General features: G+C 31.6%; 18 protein-coding genes and 1 other RNA gene. 2 read left to right on the top strand and 17 right to left on the bottom strand.

Annotated elements, in window-relative coordinates; translation table 11 throughout:
• Positions 1-2: 2 nt before the first annotated feature.
• From ACWW38_RS16495 to glyA, 12 genes are all read right to left on the bottom strand, one after another.
• A complete protein-coding gene (locus ACWW38_RS16495) occupies positions 3-2,078 on the bottom strand; it encodes a chemotaxis protein CheA (protein ID WP_456258613.1) in 2,076 nt (691 codons plus the stop codon).
• 12 nt (positions 2,079-2,090) lie between these two features.
• On the bottom strand, positions 2,091-2,858 hold the full coding sequence (locus ACWW38_RS16490) for a CheR family methyltransferase (RefSeq protein ID WP_456258612.1): 768 nt from the start codon (positions 2,856-2,858) through the stop codon (positions 2,091-2,093).
• Positions 2,859-2,861: 3 nt separating this feature from the next.
• Positions 2,862-3,923 (bottom strand): protein-glutamate methylesterase/protein-glutamine glutaminase, encoded by a 1,062-nt coding sequence (locus ACWW38_RS16485; protein WP_456258611.1) that lies wholly within the window; start codon positions 3,921-3,923, stop codon positions 2,862-2,864.
• A 15-nt stretch (positions 3,924-3,938) separates the two neighbouring features.
• A complete protein-coding gene (locus ACWW38_RS16480) occupies positions 3,939-4,427 on the bottom strand; it encodes a chemotaxis protein CheD (RefSeq protein ID WP_456258610.1) in 489 nt (162 codons plus the stop codon).
• A gap of 10 nt (positions 4,428-4,437) precedes the next feature.
• Entirely contained in the window at positions 4,438-4,890 is a 453-nt protein-coding gene (locus tag ACWW38_RS16475; protein ID WP_456258609.1) for a chemotaxis protein CheW, read from the bottom strand.
• Positions 4,891-4,914: 24 nt separating this feature from the next.
• The gene (locus tag ACWW38_RS16470) at positions 4,915-6,840 is read right to left on the bottom strand and encodes a flagellar assembly protein A (protein ID WP_456258608.1); all 1,926 of its coding nucleotides are present in this window, start codon (positions 6,838-6,840) and stop codon (positions 4,915-4,917) included.
• Positions 6,841-7,003: 163 nt separating this feature from the next.
• Positions 7,004-7,831 (bottom strand): aminotransferase class IV, encoded by an 828-nt coding sequence (locus ACWW38_RS16465; RefSeq protein WP_456258607.1) that lies wholly within the window; start codon positions 7,829-7,831, stop codon positions 7,004-7,006.
• 12 nt (positions 7,832-7,843) lie between these two features.
• Positions 7,844-8,485: an HAD-IB family hydrolase gene (locus ACWW38_RS16460; RefSeq protein ID WP_456258606.1), complete on the bottom strand. Its 642-nt coding sequence runs from the start codon at positions 8,483-8,485 to the stop codon at positions 7,844-7,846.
• Positions 8,486-8,557: 72 nt separating this feature from the next.
• Positions 8,558-8,911 (bottom strand): DUF1292 domain-containing protein, encoded by a 354-nt coding sequence (locus tag ACWW38_RS16455; protein WP_456258605.1) that lies wholly within the window; start codon positions 8,909-8,911, stop codon positions 8,558-8,560.
• A gap of 149 nt (positions 8,912-9,060) precedes the next feature.
• Positions 9,061-12,576 (bottom strand): pyruvate:ferredoxin (flavodoxin) oxidoreductase, encoded by a 3,516-nt coding sequence (gene nifJ / locus ACWW38_RS16450; protein WP_456258604.1) that lies wholly within the window; start codon positions 12,574-12,576, stop codon positions 9,061-9,063.
• Between the two features lie 306 nt (positions 12,577-12,882).
• Positions 12,883-16,386 carry a pyruvate:ferredoxin (flavodoxin) oxidoreductase gene (gene nifJ, locus ACWW38_RS16445; RefSeq protein ID WP_456258603.1) on the bottom strand — a complete coding sequence of 1,168 codons (3,504 nt, stop codon included), beginning with the start codon at positions 16,384-16,386 and terminating at the stop codon, positions 12,883-12,885.
• Positions 16,387-16,937: 551 nt separating this feature from the next.
• Entirely contained in the window at positions 16,938-18,173 is a 1,236-nt protein-coding gene (gene glyA / locus ACWW38_RS16440; protein WP_456258602.1) for a serine hydroxymethyltransferase, read from the bottom strand.
• Positions 18,174-18,400: 227 nt separating this feature from the next.
• Here glyA and ACWW38_RS16435 point away from each other — a divergent pair, with 227 nt between their 5' ends.
• A complete protein-coding gene (locus ACWW38_RS16435; protein ID WP_456258601.1) occupies positions 18,401-19,177 on the top strand; it encodes a threonine/serine exporter family protein in 777 nt (258 codons plus the stop codon).
• Positions 19,174-19,620: a threonine/serine exporter family protein gene (locus tag ACWW38_RS16430; RefSeq protein WP_456258600.1), complete on the top strand. Its 447-nt coding sequence runs from the start codon at positions 19,174-19,176 to the stop codon at positions 19,618-19,620. The genes ACWW38_RS16435 and ACWW38_RS16430 overlap by 4 nt, the downstream gene beginning before the upstream one ends.
• 24 nt (positions 19,621-19,644) lie before the next feature.
• Here the strand turns inward: ACWW38_RS16430 and ACWW38_RS16425 are convergent, their stop codons facing one another.
• From ACWW38_RS16425 to ACWW38_RS16405, 5 genes are all read right to left on the bottom strand, one after another.
• Positions 19,645-19,911, bottom strand: coding sequence for a metal-sensing transcriptional repressor (locus tag ACWW38_RS16425; protein WP_456258599.1), 267 nt, complete (start codon positions 19,909-19,911; stop codon positions 19,645-19,647).
• A 156-nt stretch (positions 19,912-20,067) separates the two neighbouring features.
• Positions 20,068-20,251, bottom strand: a non-coding RNA gene (ssrS, locus tag ACWW38_RS16420) — 6S RNA.
• Between the two features lie 56 nt (positions 20,252-20,307).
• The gene (aspS, locus tag ACWW38_RS16415; RefSeq protein WP_456258598.1) at positions 20,308-22,098 is read right to left on the bottom strand and encodes an aspartate--tRNA ligase; all 1,791 of its coding nucleotides are present in this window, start codon (positions 22,096-22,098) and stop codon (positions 20,308-20,310) included.
• Between the two features lie 177 nt (positions 22,099-22,275).
• Positions 22,276-23,535: a histidine--tRNA ligase gene (hisS, locus tag ACWW38_RS16410; protein ID WP_456258597.1), complete on the bottom strand. Its 1,260-nt coding sequence runs from the start codon at positions 23,533-23,535 to the stop codon at positions 22,276-22,278.
• 102 nt (positions 23,536-23,637) lie between these two features.
• A complete protein-coding gene (locus tag ACWW38_RS16405) occupies positions 23,638-25,062 on the bottom strand; it encodes a coproporphyrinogen III oxidase (protein WP_456258596.1) in 1,425 nt (474 codons plus the stop codon).
• Between the last annotated feature and the right edge of the window lie 13 nt (positions 25,063-25,075).

Below are 25,075 nucleotides of genomic sequence, written 5' to 3'. Positions count from 1 at the left end.
CCTTAAATTAGGGCAGCCACATCAAGAATTAGAGTTACTAATCCATCACCATAGATGGTTGCACCTATATATTCTTTTAAGCTCTTAAGTGTTTTCCCTAAAGGTTTTATTACTGTTTCTTGTTGTCCTAATAATCCATCTACTAAAAGCCCCACTGTTTTTTCGCCGACTTTTACAATTACAATATAATTTTTACTACTATTGGTTTTTGGAAGACCTAATTTTTCATAAACTCTAATAAGCGGTATAACATTTTCATTGTATATTATAACTTCTTTATTATCTGTTCTCATTACTTTATTTTCATCATAGTCTATAACTCTATCGATATATCCCAATGAAATTGCCATGGTTTCACTTCCAACCTTAACTAATAGGGCTTGAATGATTTGAAGAGTTAGAGGAAGTCTTATTATGAATGATGATCCTTTTCCTCTTTCACTTATAACATCTACAGTACCACCTAGGGAGCTTATTTTGGTTTTAACTACATCCATTCCAACTCCTCTGCCTGATATATCTGTAACTACTTCATTGGTACTAAAACCTTGAGCAAAAATAAGATTTTTAATATCTGATTCACTCATACCTTCTGTATTTATTCCTACCTTTTGAGCTTTAGCACGAACTTTTTCAACATCTATTCCAGCTCCATCATCTTCTACTTTGATTATAGCCTTTGTTCCTTCTTGATAGGCTATAAGTCTAATAGTTCCAGTTGGATTTTTTCCATTTGCTACTCTTTCTTCACGGCTTTCAATTCCATGGTCTGCAGCATTTCTAATTAAATGAATTAGCGGTTCACCAATTTCATCTATTACTGTTCTATCAAGTTCAGTATCTGCACCTTTAATTATAAAATCAATTTCCTTATCAAGTTCTACTGATAGGTCTCTTACCATTCTTGGAAATCTATTAAATACTGTTTCTAGTGGAAGCATTCTAATTTTCATAACAAGATCCTGTAAATCTGATGTAGTCCTTGCTACCTGTTCTAAAGTTTCATTTAGTTCAGTAGATTTATAGTTTGTACTTATTTGTTCCAATCTTGTTCTATGAATAACTAACTCAGAAACCATATTCATAAACTTATCTAATCTCTCTAAATCAACTCTTACTGATTGATGAACTTTCTTATGTTTTTTCTCTTCAGTATTTTTTTCTACTTCTTTTGGCTTTACAAAATTATTTTTTACACTTGCTTTTTGAGTTTCAGATTCCTTAGCTGGTGATTCATCTTTACCTTTTTTCATCTTTTCTTCATGACTATCTGTTTTTTTATAATTTTCATCTACCTTTACATTATCGACTGTAACTTCTGCAACTTCAGATATATTTATCAAAATGTCATATATTTCTTCCTTACTTTTATGAGTTAGATAAAGCATTTCTATTTCGAAATCAAAGTTTTCATTTTCCAAATCATCAGCAGATGGTATGCATTTTATAATTTCTCCAAACTCTTCTAATCCTTTAAATATCAAAAATGCTCTAGCAGACTTTAGTAATGTATTTTCATCTAAAATTATCTTAATTTGTTGAGCGTGATATCCCTTGTCCATAGCTTGCTTTATAACATTAATGTCATATTCGTTCATCTCTATGAACATATCATTATCATCTTCTAAACTCTCTTTTTCATTTTCACTACTAGGTGTACTTTTTTCTAGATGTCTTTCTCCAACCTCTTCCTCACTTTTGCCATCCACAATTGACTCTAGATGCTCTATTATCTCTTCAATAGGAATACTCTCTTCTATTCCTTCTGATATATTATTTACCATTTGTTCCAAAGTATCTAAGCACTTAAATAAAACTGTTACCACCTGTTGAGTAACTTTTAATTTTCCTTCTCTAAATTGAGAAAGCACATCTTCCATTTTGTGAGTTAATTCTGCCATTTCATTAAAACCCATAGTGGCAGCCATGCCTTTTATTGTATGAGCAACCCTGAAAATTTCGTTTAATTTGTCTATATTTTCTGGTTCTTGTTCTAACTGCAATAAAGACTCATTTAAAGTTTGAAGATTATCCATTGATTCCTCAAGAAACATTGATAGATATTGTGATGTGTCCATGTTTTTCCCTCCTTACAGCTTCTTGTATATAAAGGTAGAAGCTTTTTCGAATCCATAGTCTTTATAATTATATATACTCTCAGTAGCTCCTACAAAAAGTAACCCGCCTTTTTTTAATGAATCACTAAATTTTTTATAGATTTCATTTTTCACATCTTGGTTAAAATAAATTACAACATTTCTACAAACTATTAAATCAAATCCACTTTCATATTTATCGAGAATAAGATCATGTTTCTTAAATGTAACCATATTTTTAATTTTTGAATCTATAATATATTTATCGTTAACTTTATTAAAATACTTTTGTAAATATTCACTTTTAACATTTTTCACTTCACCGTTTACATACTCTCCCTTTTTAGCTCTTTCTAATATAGTATTGTCTATATCTGTAGCTAAAATGGAATGTCTACCTTTTATCTTTAAATTATCTAGTATCATAGCAATAGAATAAGGTTCTGCTCCTATAGAACATGCAGCGCTCCAAATTTTTAAATTATTTTCTTTTACCATTAGTTCACTTTCGATTTTTTTTCTAAGCTCTTCAAAGATTTCCGGATTTCTAAAAAATTCTGTAACATTTATAGTTATAAAATCTAAAAACTTCATCCTTTGATTTTCATCTTTTTTTAAAAGCTCTACGTATTCATCTACAGAATTAACTCCAACTCTGGACATTAAACTTAAAATTCTTCTATGTAACTGATTAGATTTATATGCTGATAAATCTATTTTAAATTCTTTCAATACCCATTTTTTAAAATCTTCCAGCTCCATTTTTTACCTCCAAGTTGTTTTTATATTTCTCGTTATGGCATCGGCAATTTCATATATAGGAAGTACTTGATCTACTTTTTCTGTTTCATAGGCAGCCTTTGGCATTCCATATATTGTACAGGTGGATTTATCTTCTGAAATTGTAATTCCTCCAACATTTTTAACTTCAATTGTCCCTTGTGCTCCGTCTTTACCCATTCCTGTAAGTACTACACTTAGTAAATGTGCTCCATAAACTTTAGCTGCTGATATAAATAGCTTGTCCACAGCTGGCCTAACTCCCCATACTGTAGGATCAGTATTTAAATGTATTTTTTTGTCCATACCAACTTCCATATGAAAACCACCTGGAGCTACATACACTACATTTTTTTCTATAACCTCTCCCTCAGAGGCCTCCACTACTTTTATTTTACTATTTGAATGGAGTCTTTCTGCAAAAGCCTTTGTAAACCCAACAGGCATATGCTGAACTACAAAAACAGGTACTTCTAAATCAGCTGGCAATTCAGTAATCACTTTATAAAGTGCTTTAGGTCCTCCCGTTGAAGCCCCTATAACCACAGCATTTATTTTTGTCCTATTTTTTTCTACTGGATTCATTGGCTTAATTTTATTGATTTCAACTTTGCCCTTAACCACATTCTTTTCTAATTGGCTGTTTTTATTTGAAGCAAGTCTAACTTTATCAACTAATTCTTCTGCAACCTTTTCTATATCTAATGATATAGTGCCAGAAGGCTTTGGTATAAAGTCAAAGGCTCCATTTTCTAAACATTCCATTGTAAGAGCTGTACCTTTTTTTGATATACTGCTGAGCATTATTACAGGTACATTATAGTTTTTAACTCTCATTTCTTTTAGAGTTGTTATGCCATCCATTTTAGGCATTTCTACATCTAATGTTATAACATCAGGCATATCCTTTGACATTTTTTCTAATAGATCTTCACCATTTCTTGCTATGTTTATTACTTCCATATCCTCTTGCGAATTGATTATATCTGAAATAATTTTTCTCATCAGTGCTGAATCGTCTACTACTATAACTTTAATCTTTTTCAAGGCTATATCACTCCATTAAATTTCTTTTATACCAATTCCTACAGTTTTTATTTGCACAACACCATTTATGGTATCAAAGATCATAGTCCTACCTTTATTTCCACCAGTATCTTCACCAATTATAGGAATGCCAATCTCCTTTAAAACCTTTTTTACTGAGATACCATTTCTATTTCCAATGTCCATAATCATACTTTTATCCGAGAAATTGAACATTGATGCTCCCCCTGCAATTTTAGCCTTTAAATTTCTCTTAAGGGCACCTTTTTGTCCCATTCTTTCTAATAGTATGGGAATAGCAAGATCTGCAAATTTCATAGGATTATTAACATTACTAAATTGAGTGCTATCTGGAAGCATAATGTGAGCAAGTCCACCTACTTTGCTACTTGCATCGTATATGGCTATGCCCACACAGGAACCTAAACCTACAGTTATAAGCTTTTCCGGCGGAGCTGCAATATTTAAATCCGCAATTCCAACCCTAACTTCATTATTATTCATACGCTACACCTTACTTTAAAATTAGTTCTTTTTCTTCTTGTGTTAAAATAGTAGCTAAATTTAGGAATATTATTATTTTCTTATTTATCTTTATTAGTCCTTTTATATATCTTTTGGATATTCCTGCTACTATTTCTGGTGCTTCCTCTATGTTATCAACTTTTACATCACAAACCTCTGATACAACATCAACTATTATTCCTATTTTATTTTTTTCTTGTTTTGCAACAATTATTTTAGCATCATTTCTAGCTTCATTATGTGGTATGTTGAATTTTTTAGCCAAACTCATTATAGGCAAAATATTTCCTTCATAATTTATTACACCTTCTACAAAGTCAGGTGAATCTGGAAGCTTTGTTGGAACTTCATATCCCAATATTCTTTCTACCTCCATAATGTCCGTAGCATAAAACTGATCATTTATGCTAAATATCAATACTTTAATTTCTTTTTCATTCATTTGACCTATCCCCCTCTATAATGTCTATAATATAAATTTATCTACAACTATTTCACCTTCATCGTTTAAATAAGCGTGCACATCTTTACTTGCAGTTTCAAGAGTATATTCTTTTCCACCTACAACAAAACAAGTATTTTGATAGGCAATATCTGCCCAAATACTGCCGTGAGATTCAACCATTAATTTTGTTGATACACCACCTTCACTCCCTACGCTTTTACACTTTATCTCATTTTTAGCCTTCATAACACCACCTCTTGCTAAGCTCCCTGGACTTATGAATTCAATACTTTCATGAGCTGTTATTTTTGATACATATTCACCTTTTCCTGTAATTATTATATTGCCTGAACTTTTTATAACTGAATCTTGACAATAGCTTATTTTCACGTTAACAGGAACAGCCAACATTCCATTTAATATTTTTTCAGTATCCTCTATTTTATGAATCAACTCTCCTAGCTCCGAAACGTCTCTAATGCTAAGAGGTGCAAATCCAATTAACTTTTGCTTAATAAAGCTAGCCAGCTTTTTTTCTTCGTTTGTATCATTCATAGTTATAGATTTGATAAATTCTGCAGCTATTTGAGTTACATGTTTAAATTTGTTCTCAATTAGTACTTTAACTATTTCTCCATCACGAACTTCTTTTCCTAAAAGGTTAAATTTTTTAATATGATCAATGGTACTAATCATTTCTGAAAGTGATGAATTTAACTTATTTAAATATTTTAACTTATTTAATTTTTCTATATCTTCTCCTCCAGCACTAACTGTAGAATTAATTATGCTTCCCTGTATATCAACATCACCTTTTGAATGTACTTTAGCACTTTCAAGATTTTTATTTATTGTAAGATTATGACCAGCATTAACTTTCATACCTTCTTTTACGCTTCCATAGATAATTACATCTCCTATAAAGTCTATATTGCCAGTTTTTAGTTCAACATCTTTTTCAACTATATGTACTTGATGTACTGAAAAAACATTTCCTTGACAAGAAGGTTTCCCCTCTATAGCTGCAACTACTGTATTTTCGTCCTTAAGTTCACAACCTCCGCCAGCTTTTAATTCATATTTCTTTGCAGTTCTATGTTTTTTTATTCCACCTTTTACATCAATACCATCTCGTCCTTGTTTTCCTTCAATCCTTATAGCTAGGGGATCACCTTTTTTAAAGGCATCAATATGTCCTATACTCTTATAGTCAATTCTACCTTCTTTATCTTCTACTAAATTTTTAACATCTTTGTCAACATGAAACTTAATTTGAATTTCATCATCTATACCATCTATTGGTTCTATCCCTTTTGCTATTAAAACATTCTCAATATCCTCAATACCTAGTATCTTATTTAGATTTTCTTTAATAACTCCACATTTAATACCAGCTGCAGCTAACTGCTCTAGTATTTCACCTTCAGTATATGGATTTGGGTATTTTTGCTCTTTTACTTTTGTATATACCTTTAGCTCACTACTCTCTTCCATATCATCTAATGTATAAATATTTTGAGGTATGTATCTTATGCTAATATACGCTTCCATTTTGTCAGGGCTAATGCTAACATTCATTCTTCTTTCAGCAGTATTCTCGTCAAAAAACACTTCAATTTTACTGTCTCCAAAAACTTCTGTTTTTGAATTTATTTCAATTCCATCTACTAATACCTTTACCTTCTCTACTGGCTTAATTAAAGCAGGTTTTCCACCTTCTTTAGGATTTTTAACGATAATCTTTCCCTCTTCAACTTTTATGCTTCCATTTTTATTTTCCTTTAAAACTTCTTCAATTTCTACAGAAATAGATACTTTTTTTACAAAGAAGCTCTTCTTTTCTTCTAAAATTTTATATTTCAAATTTTCTTTTGGTATATTAAGTTGAAAAGAGGCTGTTTCCAAGCATTCATTCAAAGTTTTTCCAGTAAACACTTTTTCGCTCAAAGAATCAACTCCCTAAAATATTTATCTTAAGAAAAGTATACCATATTTTGATAAGTTATTTTACTTAATTTATCGTTATTTTCCACATTTACTTTATAATAATTTTAGTTTTGTTCCAATTAATGTAATATATAAAAAAACACGTACTTTATAAAAGTCCGTGTTAATATCTGCTATTTTCTATATATTCTTCTATTATTTTGTCGTAACCATATTTTATGTTCTGAACAACAGAATTTTTAGGATCAAAATTTATATTATCTACTTTAGAAATTGGAAGCACCTTAGGTGATGTTCCTGATATAAACAATCCATCTAATTCATTTACCTCATTGCAATTAACTCTTTTTTCTATTACTTCATATCCTAAGTTATTACATGCTTTGATAATATAGGCTCTAGTTATTCCAGGCAGTACATCCTCTACAGGCGAAGTATATACTTTTTCCCCTTTAATCATAAAAATATTAGATCTACTTCCCTCTGTTATATATCCATTTCTATCAACTAAAATTACTTCATAAACTCCCTTATCCTCTATGATTTTATTTGTAGTTTCTCTTAAATTCATATTTATTATCTTGGCATTAGGATTTTCTCTTTCAGCTTTATATAAAACTGTTGAAACCCCATTTAAATACATATCTTCGCTAGGGTATTTGTGTTTTATAAAATATACTAAAAAATTATTATTTCCATCTTCATTAAAGTTAAATATAAGCTTTACATTTCCAAAATATGTGGAATTAATTTTGCAAAGTTCTTTAATAGAATTCTTAATATGAGACTCTTCAAGCCATAGATTTAACCCTGTAACTTTAGCAGAATTAAATAATCTTTTAAGATGATCTTCTAGAAATAGAGGAACTCCTTCTACAATTCTTATTACCTCATATAATGATTTGCCTTTATGCAGAAAACTATCTTTAAATTCATTACATTCCATAACGTTTCCATTACATATAAATCTTTCGCTATAGCATTCACTCATATATGTCACCTCTTACTTCCATTTTAAGATTTTGATCTTATCATGTTTTTTTCTATAATTAATGAGATATGGATTTCCAACCAGTTCAAATAATGGAAGATCAGCAAGGGAGTCAGAGAACATATAGGAATTTTTATAATCTACTTCTATATTTTCCCTTTTTAAAACTTCCTTAAGTCTTTTAACTTTTTCTTCACCTTTATTATTTTCACCTTCTATAATGCTTTTATATACACCATTTTCTTTTCTCAATCTAGTGCCTAATATCTTATCAACTTCTTTTATATTATATAATTCATTTAAGTACATTTCAGGTGATGCTGAGATCAAGTATATTTTACATCCTTCGCTTTTAAGCTTTTTTATAGTATCAATAGCATCCTTATATAAAATTTTACTTAGCCTTTTTTCATAAAAATCTTTAACTAGTTCCTGCATTTCTTCTTCATTTATACCTTCTAAGAATTTTATAAAAGCTTCTTTAGCTTTTCTAGCATCATACACCTTAAATCCATATAATATACCAGTTAATATTACCCTTGGAATGTATTTTAACAATTTAGGATTCTTCTTTAACATAAATAAATACAATTCAGTTAAAGTTTCACGTTTTGTTAATGTATAATCTACATCAAATATAGCTAGCCTTTCCATACGCTTGATCACTCCTAGACAAAAACTTCTTTAGTAAAAAAGTCGATGCATACGCAACGACTTTTCTATTAATTATTCTTCATCATCTTCTACTAAAGTATCATAGTAAGCTGTAACTTCTTCGAATTCTGCGTCATCTGGAACGACTAATTCTGCGTTATCACCTTCACCTACAACTTTGAATAGATAAACTGAACCATCTTCTGGATTTTGCACAAGAGCATATTCATTATCTTTATATTCAAATCCATCAACTACTTCACATGGAACAACATTGCCATTTTCATCTTCTAATTCAACTATTAAACTTTCTTCTTCATGGCATCCACATCCACAGCTTCCTTCATGATCATGTTCATGTTCATGATCGTGACATCCACAGCCTTCATCTTCACATCCGCAGTGATGTAATTTCTCGTTATCCATTTTATACCTCCTATAGTTAACTTTTTATTTATTACCTTATTTGTTAACAGTAATAGTCTTATTTTACCCCTTATTTATAAATATTAAAAGAGTTTTTTTATTTTTTATTATAAATCTAAAAAACTCTTTTAATTATCTAAAAACTTTTTTTATTTTTGTGATGCTAATCTCTTATAATTTTCTAATCTTTCCTTAGCATCTTTCTCAGTTTTAGCAAAGAAATCATCTGCTATATCCGGTCTTACTTTTTGCAGAGAAGCATATCTAACTTCACCTAATAGAAAATCTTTAAATGATGCAGTTGGCTCTTTTGAATCTAAACTGAAAGGATTCTTGCCCTCTTCTTTTAATTCTGGATTATATCTATATAGACCCCAATATCCACATTCTACTGCTTTCTTTGATTCCAATTGAGAACATCCCATACCTGCTTTTAATCCATGATTTATACAAGGTGAATAAGCAATTATAATTGATGGTCCATTATAAGCTTCTGCTTCTTTAATAGCTTTTATAGCTTGATTTTTATCTGCTCCCATAGCAATTTGAGCTACATACACATATCCATATGTCATTGCCATCATACCAAGATCTTTTTTCTTTGTCTTTTTACCTGCAGCTGCAAATTTAGCAATGGCTGCCTTTGGAGTTGATTTAGAGGATTGACCACCTGTATTTGAATATACTTCAGTGTCAAAAACAAGTACATTCACATCTTCTCCTGATGCTAAAACATGGTCAAGTCCACCATATCCAATATCATAAGCCCATCCGTCTCCTCCAAATATCCATTGAGATCTCTTAACTAATAGATCTTTTTCCTCATATATTTCAGCTAATGTTATATCCTTATCTTTTTCTGCTTCTAGTAATGGTATTAAATTCATTGAAGCTGTCTTTGATTCTTCTCCATGATCTTTATTTTTACACCATTCACTTAATGCATTTTTTAATTCTTCACTTATATTTAAATTTACTGCCTTTTCTACTAACTGAACAAGTTTTTCTCTTCTTTGATTTGTTCCCAAAAGCATACCTAATCCATATTCAGCATTATCTTCAAATAGAGAACTAGCCCAAGCAGGTCCTTTTCCTTCATGGTTTTTAGTATAGGACATTGCAGGTGCTGAGCCTCCCCAAATTGATGAACATCCACTAGCATTTGCTATAAGCATTCTATCTCCAAATAATTGAGTTACAACCTTAGCATATGGAGTTTCTCCGCATCCAGCACAAGCACCATGGAATTCAAGAAGAGGTTTCTCAAATTGACTTCCCTTAACAGTATACTTATTTGCTGGATTCTTTTTAACTGATAATTTTTCAGCATAGTTGAAATTATCTTGTTCTTTAAGTTGAGTTTCAGCAGGGCGCATTATTAATGCCTTTTTAGGTGCCGGACAGACTTCCGCGCAGTTTCCGCATCCTGTACAATCTAAAGCACTTACATTTATTCTAAAGTATAATTTTTCTTCTGATTTTATTCCTTTAGCCCCTAATGCTTCAAACCCTTCTGGTCTATTTTTATATTCTTCTTCATTAAGTAGTGCTGGTCTAATTACTGCATGAGGGCAAACATAAGAACATTGATTACATTGGATACAGTTGTCAATTTGCCATTCTGGAATATTTACTGCTATTCCTCTCTTTTCAAAAGCTGTAGTTCCATTAGGGAAAGTTCCATCTTCTCTTCCCTTAAAAGCACTTACTGGAAGACTATCTCCTTTTTGTCTATTCATCGGTTCAAGAACTTGGGATACAAATTCCGGTACTTCTTTAGATACTTTCTCTTCATCCTTTGCATTTTTCCATGCTTCTGGAACTTCTATTTTTACAAGAGATTTTATTCCTCTGTCTATAGCATCATTATTCATGTTAACAACTTTTTCGCCTTTATTTCCATAAGAAGTAATCACAGCATCTTTTAAATATTTTACAGCTTCTTCAATTGGAATTATATCAGCTAATTTAAAGAAAGCAGATTGCATTATCATGTTTATTCTTCCGCCCAATCCTATTTCTTTAGCTATTTCTACTGCATTTATAGTATAGAATTTAATATTATGCTCAGCTATATATCTCTTCATTGAAGCTGGAAGGTGTTTGTCTAATTCATCTTTGTTCCATATACAGTTAAGTAAAAATGTACCTTTATCTCTTAATCCCTCTAACACATCATATTTATTTACATAAGATTGGTTATGACATGCTACAAAGTGAGGTTCATGTATTAAATAAGTTGATCTTATTGGTGATTTTCCAAATCTTAAGTGAGATATTGTAATACCACCTGATTTTTTAGAGTCATATGCAAAATATCCTTGTGCATACATATCTGTATGGTCACCTATAATTTTTATAGCACTTTTATTAGCGCCTACAGTACCATCTGATCCTAATCCCCAGAACTTACATGCTGTAGTGCCTTCTGCTATTACATCTATACCTTCAATAGTATCTAGTGAAGTATGAGTTACATCATCTACTATTCCTATAGTAAAATTATTTTTTGGATTTTCCTTGTCTAGGTTTTTAAATACTGCCACTATTTGGCCTGGAGTTGTATCTTTAGATCCTAAACCATATCTTCCTCCAACTATAACTGGTCTTTCTGCTTTTTCATAGTAAGCAGCTTTTACATCTAAGTAAAGAGGTTCTCCAAGTGACCCTGGCTCTTTTGTCCTATCTAAAACAGCAATCTTTTTAACTGTCTTTGGTATGCAATTTAAAAAGTGTTCAATTGAAAAAGGTCTATATAGATGAACTTTAAGTAATCCTACTTTTTCGCCTTTAGAATTTAAATAATCAACAGTTTCTTCAATTGTATCGCAAACAGATCCCATAGCTATTATCACTCTATCTGCATCTTCAGCTCCATAATAGTTAAATAGCTGATAGTTTCTTCCTGTTAATTTGTTTATTTCCTTCATATAATTTTCCACTATCTTTGGAATGTCATTATAGAACCTGTTAGCAGCTTCTCTTGCTTGGAAATAAACATCTGGATTTTGCGCTGTACCTCTTGTAACTGGATTTTCTGGACTTAGAGCATTATCCCTAAATGCTTTTAGTGCATCCATGTCTACTAAGCTTTTTAAATCTTCATAATCTAAAACTTCTACCTTTTGAATTTCATGAGAAGTTCTGAATCCATCGAAGAAATGCAAGAATGGCACTCTTCCTTTAATAGCTGCAAGGTGAGCAATAGCTCCTAAATCCATAGTTTCCTGTACATTTGCTGAAGCAAGGAGGGCAAATCCTGTCTGCCTAGCTGCCATTACATCTTGGTGATCTCCAAATATTGATAATGCTTGTGCAGAAAGAGCTCTTGCACTTACATGAAATACTCCTGGTAAAAGCTCTCCAGAAATTTTGTACATATTAGGAAGCATTAATAATAATCCTTGAGATGCAGTATAAGTTGTAGTTAGTGCTCCACTTTGAAGTGAACCATGAACTGAACCAGCCGCTCCTGCTTCTGATTGTAGTTCAACTACTTTTACAGTCTGTCCAAATATATTTTTCTTGCCTTCTGCACTCCATTTATCGGCAACTTCTGCCATGGTTGTAGATGGAGTTATGGGATAAATAGCTGCCACATCAGTAAAGGCATAGGATGCATAAGCTGCAGCAGTATTTCCATCCATTGTTTTCATTTTTGTCATTTCATTACCCTCTTTCTATACAATTAAAAATATGTGTTAGTATTATTCTCAGGACTTTCATCCTAAAACTTTTATATATACTTACTTTAACATAATAATCATTATTATATAAAACTAATTATCTGTTATTTCCTATTATTTCTTATTGTTTTTTATGGTTTTCATTATATATCTTCCTAATACTATTAATCTTAATAAATTTTTTCTATGATACAGTACTTCTGTTATATATCACTTAAATGTAAAAAAAAGACAGCTTCTTTTATAAAAAGCTGTCTTCTTTAAATATATTATTTGTATATACTATTATTGATTTGCAAGTCTCTTATAGTTTTCTAGTCTTTCAAATGCGTCCTTTTTAGTTTTTTCAAATAATGCTTCTGCTGCTTCTGGGAATTGCTTAGCAAGTGATGAATATCTTACTTCTCCCATTAAGAACTCTTTAAAGTCTGCTGTTGGCTCTTTTGAGTCTAGAATAAATGGATTCTTTCCTTGCTCCTTTAATGCTGGGTTATATCTATACATACCCCAATATCCTGATTCAACAGCCTTCTTAGCTTCTTCTTGTGATTTACCCATTCCATTTCTTAATCCATGGTTTATACATGGAGCATAAGCTATAATTAATGATGGTCCTGGATAAGCTTCTGCTTCAGCTATAGCTTTTAATGTTTGGTTCTTGTCAGCACCCATTGATATTTGTGCCACGTAAACATATCCGTAGCTCATAGCCATCATACCAAGGTCTTTTTTCTTAGTTTGCTTACCGCTAGCTGCAAATTTAGCTATAGCAGCTGTTGGAGTAGCTTTAGAAGATTGTCCACCAGTATTTGAGTAAACTTCAGTATCAAATACAAGAACATTTACATCTTCCCCTGACGCAAGAACGTGGTCTAATCCGCCGTATCCGATGTCATAAGCCCAGCCGTCTCCACCAAATATCCAATTTGATCTCTTAACTAAGAAATCTCTATTTTCATATATATCATTTAATAATGGGTTATTCCCTTTTTCAGCTTCAAGTAAAGCTATTACTTGATCAGCTCTTTCTCTTGATTCTGCTCCAACATTAAAGTTATCTTTCCAAGCTTGAAGAGTAGCTTTTAATTCGCTGCTGATGCCACCATTCATAGCTTCTTCTGCAGCCATAGCTAATCTTTCTCTTACTTGTTGAACTCCAAGGTACATTCCAAGACCAAACTCAGCATTGTCTTCGAATAATGAGTTAGCCCATGATGGTCCATGACCTCTATGATTTTTAGTATACGGAGTTGCTGGTGCTGATGCTCCCCAGATTGATGAACATCCAGTAGCATTAGCTATCATCATTCTATCTCCAAATAATTGAGTTACAAGCTTAGCATATGGAGTTTCTCCACATCCTGCACAAGCACCTGAGAATTCAAGTAATGGCTGCTCAAATTGGCTACCTTTTACATTGAATTTGTTCATTGGGTTTTTCTTAGGTGATACTGCCATAGCAAAATCCCAAGCTTCAGTTTTTGCTAATTGAGTATTAAGAGGTTTCATTACAAGAGCTTTTTCCTTAGCTGGACAGATGTCAGCACAGTTTCCACATCCTGTACAGTCAAGTGGAGATATAGCTATTGTAAACTTAAGTCCTTTAGCCCCTGTAGCATCCTTAGCTTCAAATGTAGCTGGTGCCTTAGCTAATTCTTCTTCATTTGAAAGAATTGGTCTTATAGCAGCGTGTGGACATACATATGAACATTGGTTACATTGAATACACTTATCAATTTGCCATTCTGGAACATTTATAGCTATTCCTCTCTTCTCATATGCAGCAGTTCCATGTGGGAATGTACCATCTTCCATTCCAACAAATGCACTTACAGGAAGTTTGTCTCCTTCTTGTCTGTTCATTGGATTAACAATTCTACTAATGAATTCTGGAACTTCAACTGCAGCAGCAGCTTCCTCAACAACTTCCTTCCATGATGATGGAACTTCTATCTTAACTATTGATTCAACACCCTTATCAATAGCAGCGTTATTCATGTCAACAACCTTTTGTCCCTTCTTACCATAAGAAGTTACAACTGCTTCTTTTAAGTATTTAATAGCGTCATCAACTGGAATAACTTCTGAAATCTTAAAGAATGCTGATTGCATTATCATATTGATTCTTCCGCCAAGGCCTATTTCTTCAGCTATCTTAACAGCATTCAATGTATAGAACTCAATGTTGTTTTCAGCAATAAATTTCTTATATGATGCTGGTAAATTAGCTTCTAATTCTTCTGGACCCCAGATAGTATTTAATAAGAATTTACCACCTTTTTTCAACCCTTCTAATACGTTATATTTGAAAACGTAAGATTGGTTGTGGCAAGCAACGAAGTCAGCTTTATTTATTAAATATGGTGACTTGATTGGAGTCTTACCAAATCTTAAGTGAGAAACTGTTATACCGCCAGATTTCTTTGAGTCATATGCAAAGTATCCTTGTGCATACATGTCTGTGTGATCTCCAATGATCTTTATAGCACTTTTGTTGGCTCCAACAGTACCATCTGATCCAAGACCCCAGAATTTACAAGCTTTAGTTCCTGCTGGTGTTGTATCTATATCTTCTCCAACTGGTAATGAAGTATTAGTTACATCATCAACTATTGCTATTGTAAACCCATTTTTTGGTGTGTCACTCTTTAAGTTTTCAAATACTGGTAATATATGAGCTGGAACAGTATCTTTTGAACCTAATCCATATCTTCCACCAACTATTACTGGTTGATAGTCTTTTCCGTAGAATGCATTCTTAACATCTAGGTATAGAGGTTCTCCAATTGATCCTGGTTCTTTAGTTCTATCAAGAACAGCAATCTTCTTAACTGTCTTTGGTATATATTTAAAGAAGTGTTCAAGTGAGAATGGTCTATATAAGTGAACATTTAGTAAACCAACTTTTTCACCTTTAGCCATTAAGTAATCTATTGTCTCTTCTATAGCATCACATATAGAACCCATAGCTATTATAATTCTTTCAGCATCTGGAGCTCCATAATAATTGAATAGGTGATATTCTCTTCCAGTTAACTTAGTTATCTCTTGCATGTATTCTTCAACTATTTCTGGAAGTGCATCATAGTATTTGTTTGAAACTTCTCTTTCTTGGAAGTATATATCTGGGTTTTGAGCAGTACCACGAGTTACTGGGTGATCTGGATTTAATGCACTTCTTCTAAAAGCATTAACAGCATCCATATCAAGTAATTTTCCTAAATCATCATATTCTAAAACTTCTATTTTTTGTACTTCATGGGAAGTTCTAAATCCATCAAAGAAATTTACAAATGGAACTTTTCCTTTTATAGCTGCTAAGTGAGCAACTGCTCCTAAGTCCATAACTTGTTGTACTGAACTTTCTGCAAGTAAAGCAAAGCCTGTTTGTCTTGCTGCCATAACATCTTGGTGATCCCCAAAGATATTAAGTGAGTTTGCAGCTAAGGCTCTTGCTGATACGTGAAGTACACCTGGTAAAAGTTCTCCAGCCATCTTGTACATGTTTGGTATCATTAATAAAAGACCTTGTGATGCAGTGTATGTAGTAGTTAATGCACCAGCTTGTAATGAGCCATGAACAGCACCTGCTGCACCAGCTTCAGATTGCATTTCCATAACTTTTACAGTTTGTCCAAAAATATTTTTTCTTCCTTGAGCTACCCACTCATCTACGTGCTCAGCCATAGGAGATGAAGGAGTAATTGGATAAATGGCTGCTACATCAGTAAATGCATATGAAACGTGTGCAGCAGCAGTATTACCATCCATTGTTTTCATTTTTGCCATGTTTATACCTTCTTTCTATATAATTTTAACTTACTATTTAGGGGTAAGTTATTTTAATTAACAATTAAGATTATAATAATTGATACTTATAGTTCTTAGAAAATATACATATAGGCTTTTAAATTTTAGAAAGCTTGTAATATCTTTTATATGCTTTCTTTTAACAATTTATTATAATTGAACAATAATAGTTTAATAGTATAGCTTAATTACTTTTATATGTGGCTTCATAAATGTAAAATATATATTAATATATCATATTTTTATGACTTAGCATATACTATATTTTATTTATGCAACATTTCTTAAAAGTCTATAAGCTAATTTATAAATTAATTTATTTTATAAACAAACTTAAATCTAAAATTTAACAATAATTTTATAATAATATTTAAAAATAATCTATAATTCATAATATAACTTATATTATTTAATAAATTTTATCTTTTGTCAATAAATAAAATAAATGTCAGACTATTAAAATAGTTAAACCTTTCACCAACTTTACACTATAATCAAAGCAAAAGGTAGTCACATTTGACTACCTGCCGCTATTTATATAATGGATATCTGCTACATATTTGATTAACTTTTTCTCTTATTTCACCTAAATCTCCATCTCTATTTTCTATAACATAATTTATGAGATAGGCTATTTCCTTCATTTCTTCTTCTTTGAAACCTCTTGTTGTTACAGCTGGTGTTCCTATTCTTATACCACTTGTAATAAATGGACTTTTAGTTTCAAAAGGAATTGTATTTTTATTAACAGTAATTCCTACACTATCTAGAAGTTTTTCTGCATCTTTACCAGTAATATTTTTGTTGCTTAAATCTATTAAAATCAAGTGATTATCTGTGCCTCCTGAAATTAATCTAAAATTGTACTTAGTTAGTTCTTCCTCTAGTACTTTGGCATTCTTAACAACTTGGTTTATATAGGCTTTGTACTCATCTTTCAAAGCTTCACCAAAGCAAACTGCTTTTCCTGCAATAATATGCAATAATGGTCCTCCCTGTATTCCTGGGAAAATAGCTTTGTCTAGGGCCTTTGCATATTTTTCTTTACACAGTATAGCTCCTCCTCTAGGACCCCTTAGTGTTTTGTGAGTTGTTGTTGTGACAAAGTCAGCATATGGTACTGGAGATGGATGAAGTCCAGCTGCAACAATTCCTGCTATATGAGCCATATCCACCATAAAATATGCATCAATTTCATCACATACTGATTTTATTCTTTCAAAATCGATTATTCTTGAATATGCACTTGCACCAGCAACTATCATTTTAGGCTTATTTTCTAATGCAAGTTTTCTTAGCTCATCATAATCTATTCTTTCATTCTCTCTATCTACTCCATATGAAATGAACTTAAAAAGCTTTCCTGAAAAGTTTACAGGACTTCCATGAGTTAAGTGCCCTCCATGGCTTAAATCCATTCCCATTATTGTATCTCCTGGTTCCAATACAGATAGATACACTGCCATATTTGCTTGTGAACCTGAGTGTGGCTGAACATTTGCATGCTCTGCTCCAAATAACTTTTTTAATCTCTCTATAGCTAAGTTCTCAACCTTATCTACTTGTTCGCACCCGCCATAATATCTTTTGCCAGGGTATCCTTCAGCATATTTATTCGTTAGCTGTGACCCCATAGCTTCCATTACGGATTTGCTAGTAAAATTTTCTGAAGCAATCAACTCAATGTTGCTGTTCTGACGATTGTTCTCCATTTCAATCATATTAAATATATCTGGATCATTAATCTTTAGGTTATCAAAATTCACTTTTATCCCTCCTTAATGTATTTATTCGGTAATTACTATATAGTTTTACTCTATTATAAGATTTTATTGTCAAAATATCAATCAAATATCCAATTTCATAATAATATGTACAAACATTTAGTTCATTTTATATATTATTATTCTTATTTTCCTATAGAGATTTTTCTAAAAATCATGCTATAATAACTTTGTTAATAAACAATTATATGAAGAAAGGACTTCACACTATGGATAGGAGCGACAAAATACTACATATTGCTGCTGAAGCAGGAAGAATAATACTTCAAAGTGGTGGAGAAACGTATAGAGTTGAAGAAACCATACTCAGAATATGCTATGCCTTTGATGTTAAGCAGGCAGATAGCTTTGTGACTCCAACAGGAATAATGTTATCTATAACAGATGAAAATGATAAAACAATTTCCTTAGTTAAACGAATTAGCATTAGAACTGTTAATTTAGAGAAAATTTCAAAAGTTAATGATTTATCTAGAGCAATAGTTAGTAAATCCCTTTCGCTGGAATATGTGGAAAAAAAATTAAAAGAAATCGATTTCATTCAAGGATATAATGATAAAGCTTTACTTATAGCCTCATCTTTTAGCGCAGGCTTTTTTTCCTTACTTTTTGGCGGTACCTTTAGAGATTTTTTTGTTTCTCTTTTTATAGGATTTATAATAAAGATTATGTCTATAGCACTAAATAACATAAGAATAAACGAATTTTTCATAAACTCCTTAGGTGGCGCTATAGCTGCATTAATAGCTTTAGTAAGCGTACATTTAAATTTAGGCCAAAATGAAGACAAAATTATAATAGGTTCCATAATGCTTCTTGCTCCAGGCTTAATCATCACAAATGCTATTAGAGATACCATAGCTGGTGATTTATTATCCGGCATATCAAGAGCTGTGGAAGCTATCTTTGTAGCCATTGCCGTTGCTGTAGGTACCGGTATAGTTATGAAATTATGGTTTTTACTTTTTGGAGGTATAGTAAGATGATATTAGGTTCTCTATATGCATTATTAGCTTCTTTAGGATTTGGAGTAATCTTTAATATAAGAGGAAAAAACTTATTTTTTGCATCATTAGGCGGATCTATTGGCTGGTTTTTTTATTTATTATCTCTAGAATATTATCCATCTAAAGTATTTGCATTATTTGTAGGCTCTTTAGCCATAAGTATATATTCAGAGGTTATGGCAAGAGTTCTAAAAACGCCTGTTACTACGTTTATGATTTGTGCAATGATACCATTAGTTCCTGGTGCAGGCATGTATTATACAATGCTTGAATCCATTCAAGGTAATATAGATAAATCTTTAACATTAGGATTACAAACCATAGGCGGTGCTGGTGCTATAGCTGTTGCAACAGTATTAGTAGCTTCCACTACAAAAGTTATTGTAACGCTAAAACAAGGTAAAATAAAAGGAAGTAAGTAAAAATAGGCAATCCAGATGGATTGCCTATTTCATAAACATAGTTAATGTTGACACTAAATCGTCTATTTTCAAATCTCCATTATCTTCTCCACTTGCCATACAATCTTGAGCATAATTTTTCAGTATTAAAGCTCCTACTTTGTTTACAGCAGCTCTTACTGCTGCAACTTGGACCAGCACTTCTTTGCAGCATGTATTATTATCTATCATTTTTTCTATTCCTTTAACTTGCCCCTCAATCCTTCTAAGCCTTACTTGTATATCTTTTTTAGCATCCTTTTTATTATCCATATATACAATTCTCCTATCTACAACAATTGAATTCTTTTATCCAATAACCACTACCCACAATACTACTTATACCTATACCCGGTATAATAATATAATTATATCACTAATTACTTTTAAGTTCAATAATGGAATAAAGACTTATATTTTTTGAAATTAAAAATTCCCACTACACCGTAGAACGAGTAATAGTTGAACCTGTATATAACAGGTGGGCATCTCCTTTTTATTTCTTGTCCTTTAATAGTCGCCTTTAAAGTTTCATTCCATAAAAAGAGTCGGATTCCCTTTTTTAATATTGTTGGGTCAATATATACTCATTATACTAATATAGTAGGAATTATTTTTTATTTTATACTTATATTATACTACATTTCTAAAAAAATATCATAGTTAAATCTATTTAGATTGATTATTTTCTTGAAAGGCTATTCCTAGTTCATTTATTTGTTTACTGTCTACAAAGTTTGGTGCCTCTGTCAAAGGACAATAAGCATTTTGATTCTTAGGGAAAGCTATAACGTCTTTAATATTTTCAGTTCCAGCCAAGAACATTATTAATCTGTCAAATCCATAAGCCAATCCGCCATGTGGAGGTGGTCCAAATTTGAAGGCATCCAATAAGAAACCAAATCTCTCCCATGCACTTTCTTTTGTAAATCCAAGCACATTAAACATTCTTTCTTGAAGTTTAGTATCGTGTATTCTTATACTTCCTCCACCAAGTTCTTCTCCATTTAAAACTATATCATATGCTATAGCTCTAACTCTTCCTGGATCACTTTCTAGATATTGAATATCTTCTTCCATAGGAGCTGTGAATGGATGATGTTCCGCTTGATATCTTTCTTCTTCTTCATTGTAAGATACTAATGGGAACTCAGTTACCCATACAAATCTGAAGTCCTTATTGTCTTTTAGTATCTCTAGTTTTTTTGCCATTTCAAGTCTTAATGCTCCAAGAGTTTGTAAAACTATACTGTTTTTATCTGCTACTATTAATATTAAATCTCCACTCTTAGCATCTAGAGTCTTAATTATTCCATTAATTTCTTCTTCCTTTAAGAATTTTGATATAGGTGATTTTATTTCACTATCTTTACAAGCTATCCATGCAAGTCCTTTAGCTTTATAAGATTTTACAAAATCAGTTAGCTTATCTATTTGCTTTCTTCCCATATCAGCAGAATTAGGTACTTTTATAGCTCTTACACTTCCACCATTCTCTAATGCATCTTTAAATACTTTAAATTCAGCATCCTTAACAATTGAGCTGATATCATTTATTTCCATACCAAATCTTAAGTCTGGTTTATCACTTCCATATTTACTCATAGCTTCATTATAAGTAATTCTCTCAATTGGAAGCTTTACATCCACATCTGCAATTTCTTTAAATATCTTTTGTATTAGTTTTTCGTTTAAATTTATTACGTCTTCCATATCTACAAAAGAAAGTTCCATATCTATTTGAGTAAATTCTGGTTGTCTATTAGCTCTTAAATCTTCATCTCTAAAACATTTTGCTATTTGGAAATATTTATCATAACCTGAAACCATCAACAATTGCTTAAATAGTTGTGGTGATTGAGGTAATGCATAGAACATTCCAGGATAATTTCTGCTTGGAACTAGATAATCCCTAGCCCCTTCTGGCGTACTCTTAGTAAGTATTGGAGTTTCCATTTCTAAAAATCCATTTTCATCTAGAAAATCCCTTACAACCTTTGCAGCTTTATGTCTTATTTTAAATATTCTTTGTATATCAGGTCTTCTAAGATCAAGATATCTATATTTTAATCTTACCATTTCATCTGTGTCTAGATTTTCCTTTATGTAAATAGGTGGTGTTTCTGATTCAGATAAAATTTTAATACTTTCCCCTTTAAGTTCAACCATTCCTGTTGGCAAACTTTCATTTGGTGACTCTCTTCTTACTAACTCTCCTTCAACAGCAATACAATATTCAGGTTTAACTAAATCTGCTTTTTCAAAAGCATCTTTATTGATCTTTTCTCCGAATACAACTTGAAGTATACCTTCTCTATCTCTAAGATCTACAAATACTAATCCACCTAAGTTTCTTTTTCTTTGAACCCATCCCATTACAACATGCTTTTGTCCTATATGGGATTCTCTAAGTTCACCGCACATTATGCTTCTTTTAAGTCCATTTAACGACTCTCCCACTTTTTCGTCCTCCTTTTATTTTAGATGCTAGGTACTAGGTACTAGGTACTAGGTGCTAGGTGCTAGGTGCTAGGTGCTAGGTGCTAGGTGCTAGGTGCTAGCACAATTTTAATTAGTAAAGATTATTTTGTACATTCCTAAAAATATTTTCTCCTATTACCTATTACCTATTACTTATTATCTATTACCTTCTTTTAATATTGTTGCTATTTCATCAATATTATCTAATGCTACTTCAATTTGTGTTCCATCTTCCATTCTCTTTAGTTTTGCTTTTCTTTCAGTTATTTCAGTATCTCCTAAAATAACTGTATAAGTAGCTCCTATTTTGTTAGCATACTTCATTTGTGCCTTTACGGATTTATCCATATGATCACATTCGGCTTTAATGCCTCTTTCTCTTAAGCTGTTTACAAGCTTAATACTTTCTATTTTACCTTTGTCTCCCATAAATCCAATATATATATCTATGTAATTTGGTTTAGGGATCTCAATATTATTTTCTTCTAGTGTGAGTATAAGTCTCTCTATTCCCATACCAAAGCCCACAGCTGGTGTTGATTTTCCTCCTATTTGTTCTATAAGTCCATTATATCTTCCACCACCGCATACAGTTATATTATCATTTATTATTTCAAACACGGTTTTAGTGTAATAATCAAGACCTCTTACAATATACGGATCTACCTTATATTTTATATCTAGTGCATCTAGGTATAGCTTCAAGCTTTCAAAATGATCCCTGCAATCATCACATACGTAATCTAAAATTATAGGAGCTCCTTTTGCAATGGCTTTGCACTCCTCATTTTTACAATCCAATATTCTCATAGGATTTCTTTCAAACCTGCTTTTACATGTATCACAAAGCTCATCATGTTTTTCTTTAAAATAACTTTTTAAAGCTTCATTATATCTCTGCCTGCATTCTGGACATCCTATGTTATTTATGTTTAACTCTAAATTTTTTATTCCAAACTTTTTGAAAGCTCCCATGGCAAGACTTATTATTTCAGCATCTAATGAAGCTTCTTGAGAACCAAAAACCTCTACTCCAAATTGGTGATGCTGCCTTAATCTACCTTTTTGAACATTTTCATATCTAAATACAGGTGTAAAGTAATACATCTTTATTGGTAAAGCTTCATTAAACAATCCATTTTCAATAAAAGCTCTCGCTGCTGGAGCAGTGCCTTCTGCCTTTAAAGTAACACTTCTACCTCCTTTATCATTAAAAGTATACATTTCCTTTTGAACAACATCAGTAGTTTCTCCTACTCCTCTTTCAAAAAGTTCAGTATGCTCAAATATAGGAGTTCTTATTTCTCTACAAGCATAAACCGCTGCCATTTGTCTTAAATTTTCTTCTATGTACTGCCATTTATATGAATCCATAGGTAGTAAATCTTTAGTACCCTTTGGCGCTTGAATTGCCACTATTGCTCACTCTCCTTAGATAAATTATAATTCCATTGAAGGTCTATACACTAACTATAAATTATAATCCTTAAAGCCTTAGCTGTAAACATCAAAGTACTGCTAGTATAGAGTTTTTAATAATTGTAGTTTGCTCTCTACTTTTTCCTCAATTCTATCTACATACTCTCTTACATCTTTTATATTTCCCATTCTCTCTATTTTATCAATGTCTAAGAATATAACTTTAGTAACTGCATCTGCTCCTAAGGCTATTATAGTTTGCCTTTCTTCTATCATCTCAACGTTATATATTCCCTCTTTGTTAGGTTTGGAATATCCTACATTCTCCATATTGCCCACCATGTTTTTTTGCCTATACATATAATATGGTATCATATTTAGCTTTTTTGCTAATTCTACTGTTTTACTATACATTTCATTTAACTCTGTTTGCTCCATAACTTTAACTTTCCCAGTGACTATTTGTTCATGCAGTATAGAAGCTCTTTTTACAGACATTCCATGAACCGTTATACTATCTGGATTGAGTTTTAATATTTCTTCACATGTATTATTAACATGCTCTAGATTTTCGTTTGGCAGACCTATAATTATATCCATATTTATATTATCAAAGCCCATCTTCCTAGCTAAATTAAATTTATCTATTACCTCCTGTACACTATGGCTTCTCCCTATAGCTTTTAAAGTACTATCATTCATAGTTTGAGGATTAATACTTATCCTATTTACATTAAAATTTTTCATAGATTTTAACTTAGCCTCAGTTATACTGTCTGGACGTCCACATTCCACATTAAACTCTTTAACATTTCTACTTTTTACAAAGCTCTCATAAATAAGTTCTAAAGTACTGTGAAATTCATCATCATCTATAGCCGTTGGAGTTCCGCCTCCAAAATACACACACTCAACCTTTAATCCTTTACAATCAATAAATTCCTTAATTTTATGAATTTCGTAGCTTAAAGCCTCCAAGTAGGGTTTAACCATCTTCTTAAAGCTCTTTATAGGATTAGATGCAAAAGAACAATAAAGACAGCGTGTAGGACAAAATGGCATAGCCACATAAATACTTATAGTATTAGTATCTTTATTTACCATTTTTTGTTCAGCCTTAGCCACATCAATAGAAAGTTTTGCTTTGTCTCTTCTTACAAAGAAATTTTCCATTAATGATCTAATTATTTCTTCTTCTTTCAATCCTTCTTGAATCATACGATGAACTCTCTTAGTAGGTCTTATTCCTATTAAGCTCCCCCATGGGAGTTCTTTTCTAGTTTTGTCTCTAAGATATTTAAATATTATTCTTCTTAATTCATCTTTAAATTTTACATTTCCTTTTACGTTAAAAACATTATTACGGTTTTCACTATCATATATAATTACTTTATCTTCTTCTATATGTACCCTATAATCATAATCTTCTTCCACAAATTCAATGTTTGAAAGATTATAAAAGAGCTTAAAGATATGATATACATCATATCTATAAGCAAAATTATTTAATTTTATCTTTACCATATCTTTAATCACC

The organism is Clostridium sp. JNZ J1-5, from assembly GCF_053901425.1.
Note: the sequence above shows the minus strand (reverse complement) of the source record. Positions and strands in the feature narration are given on the sequence as shown.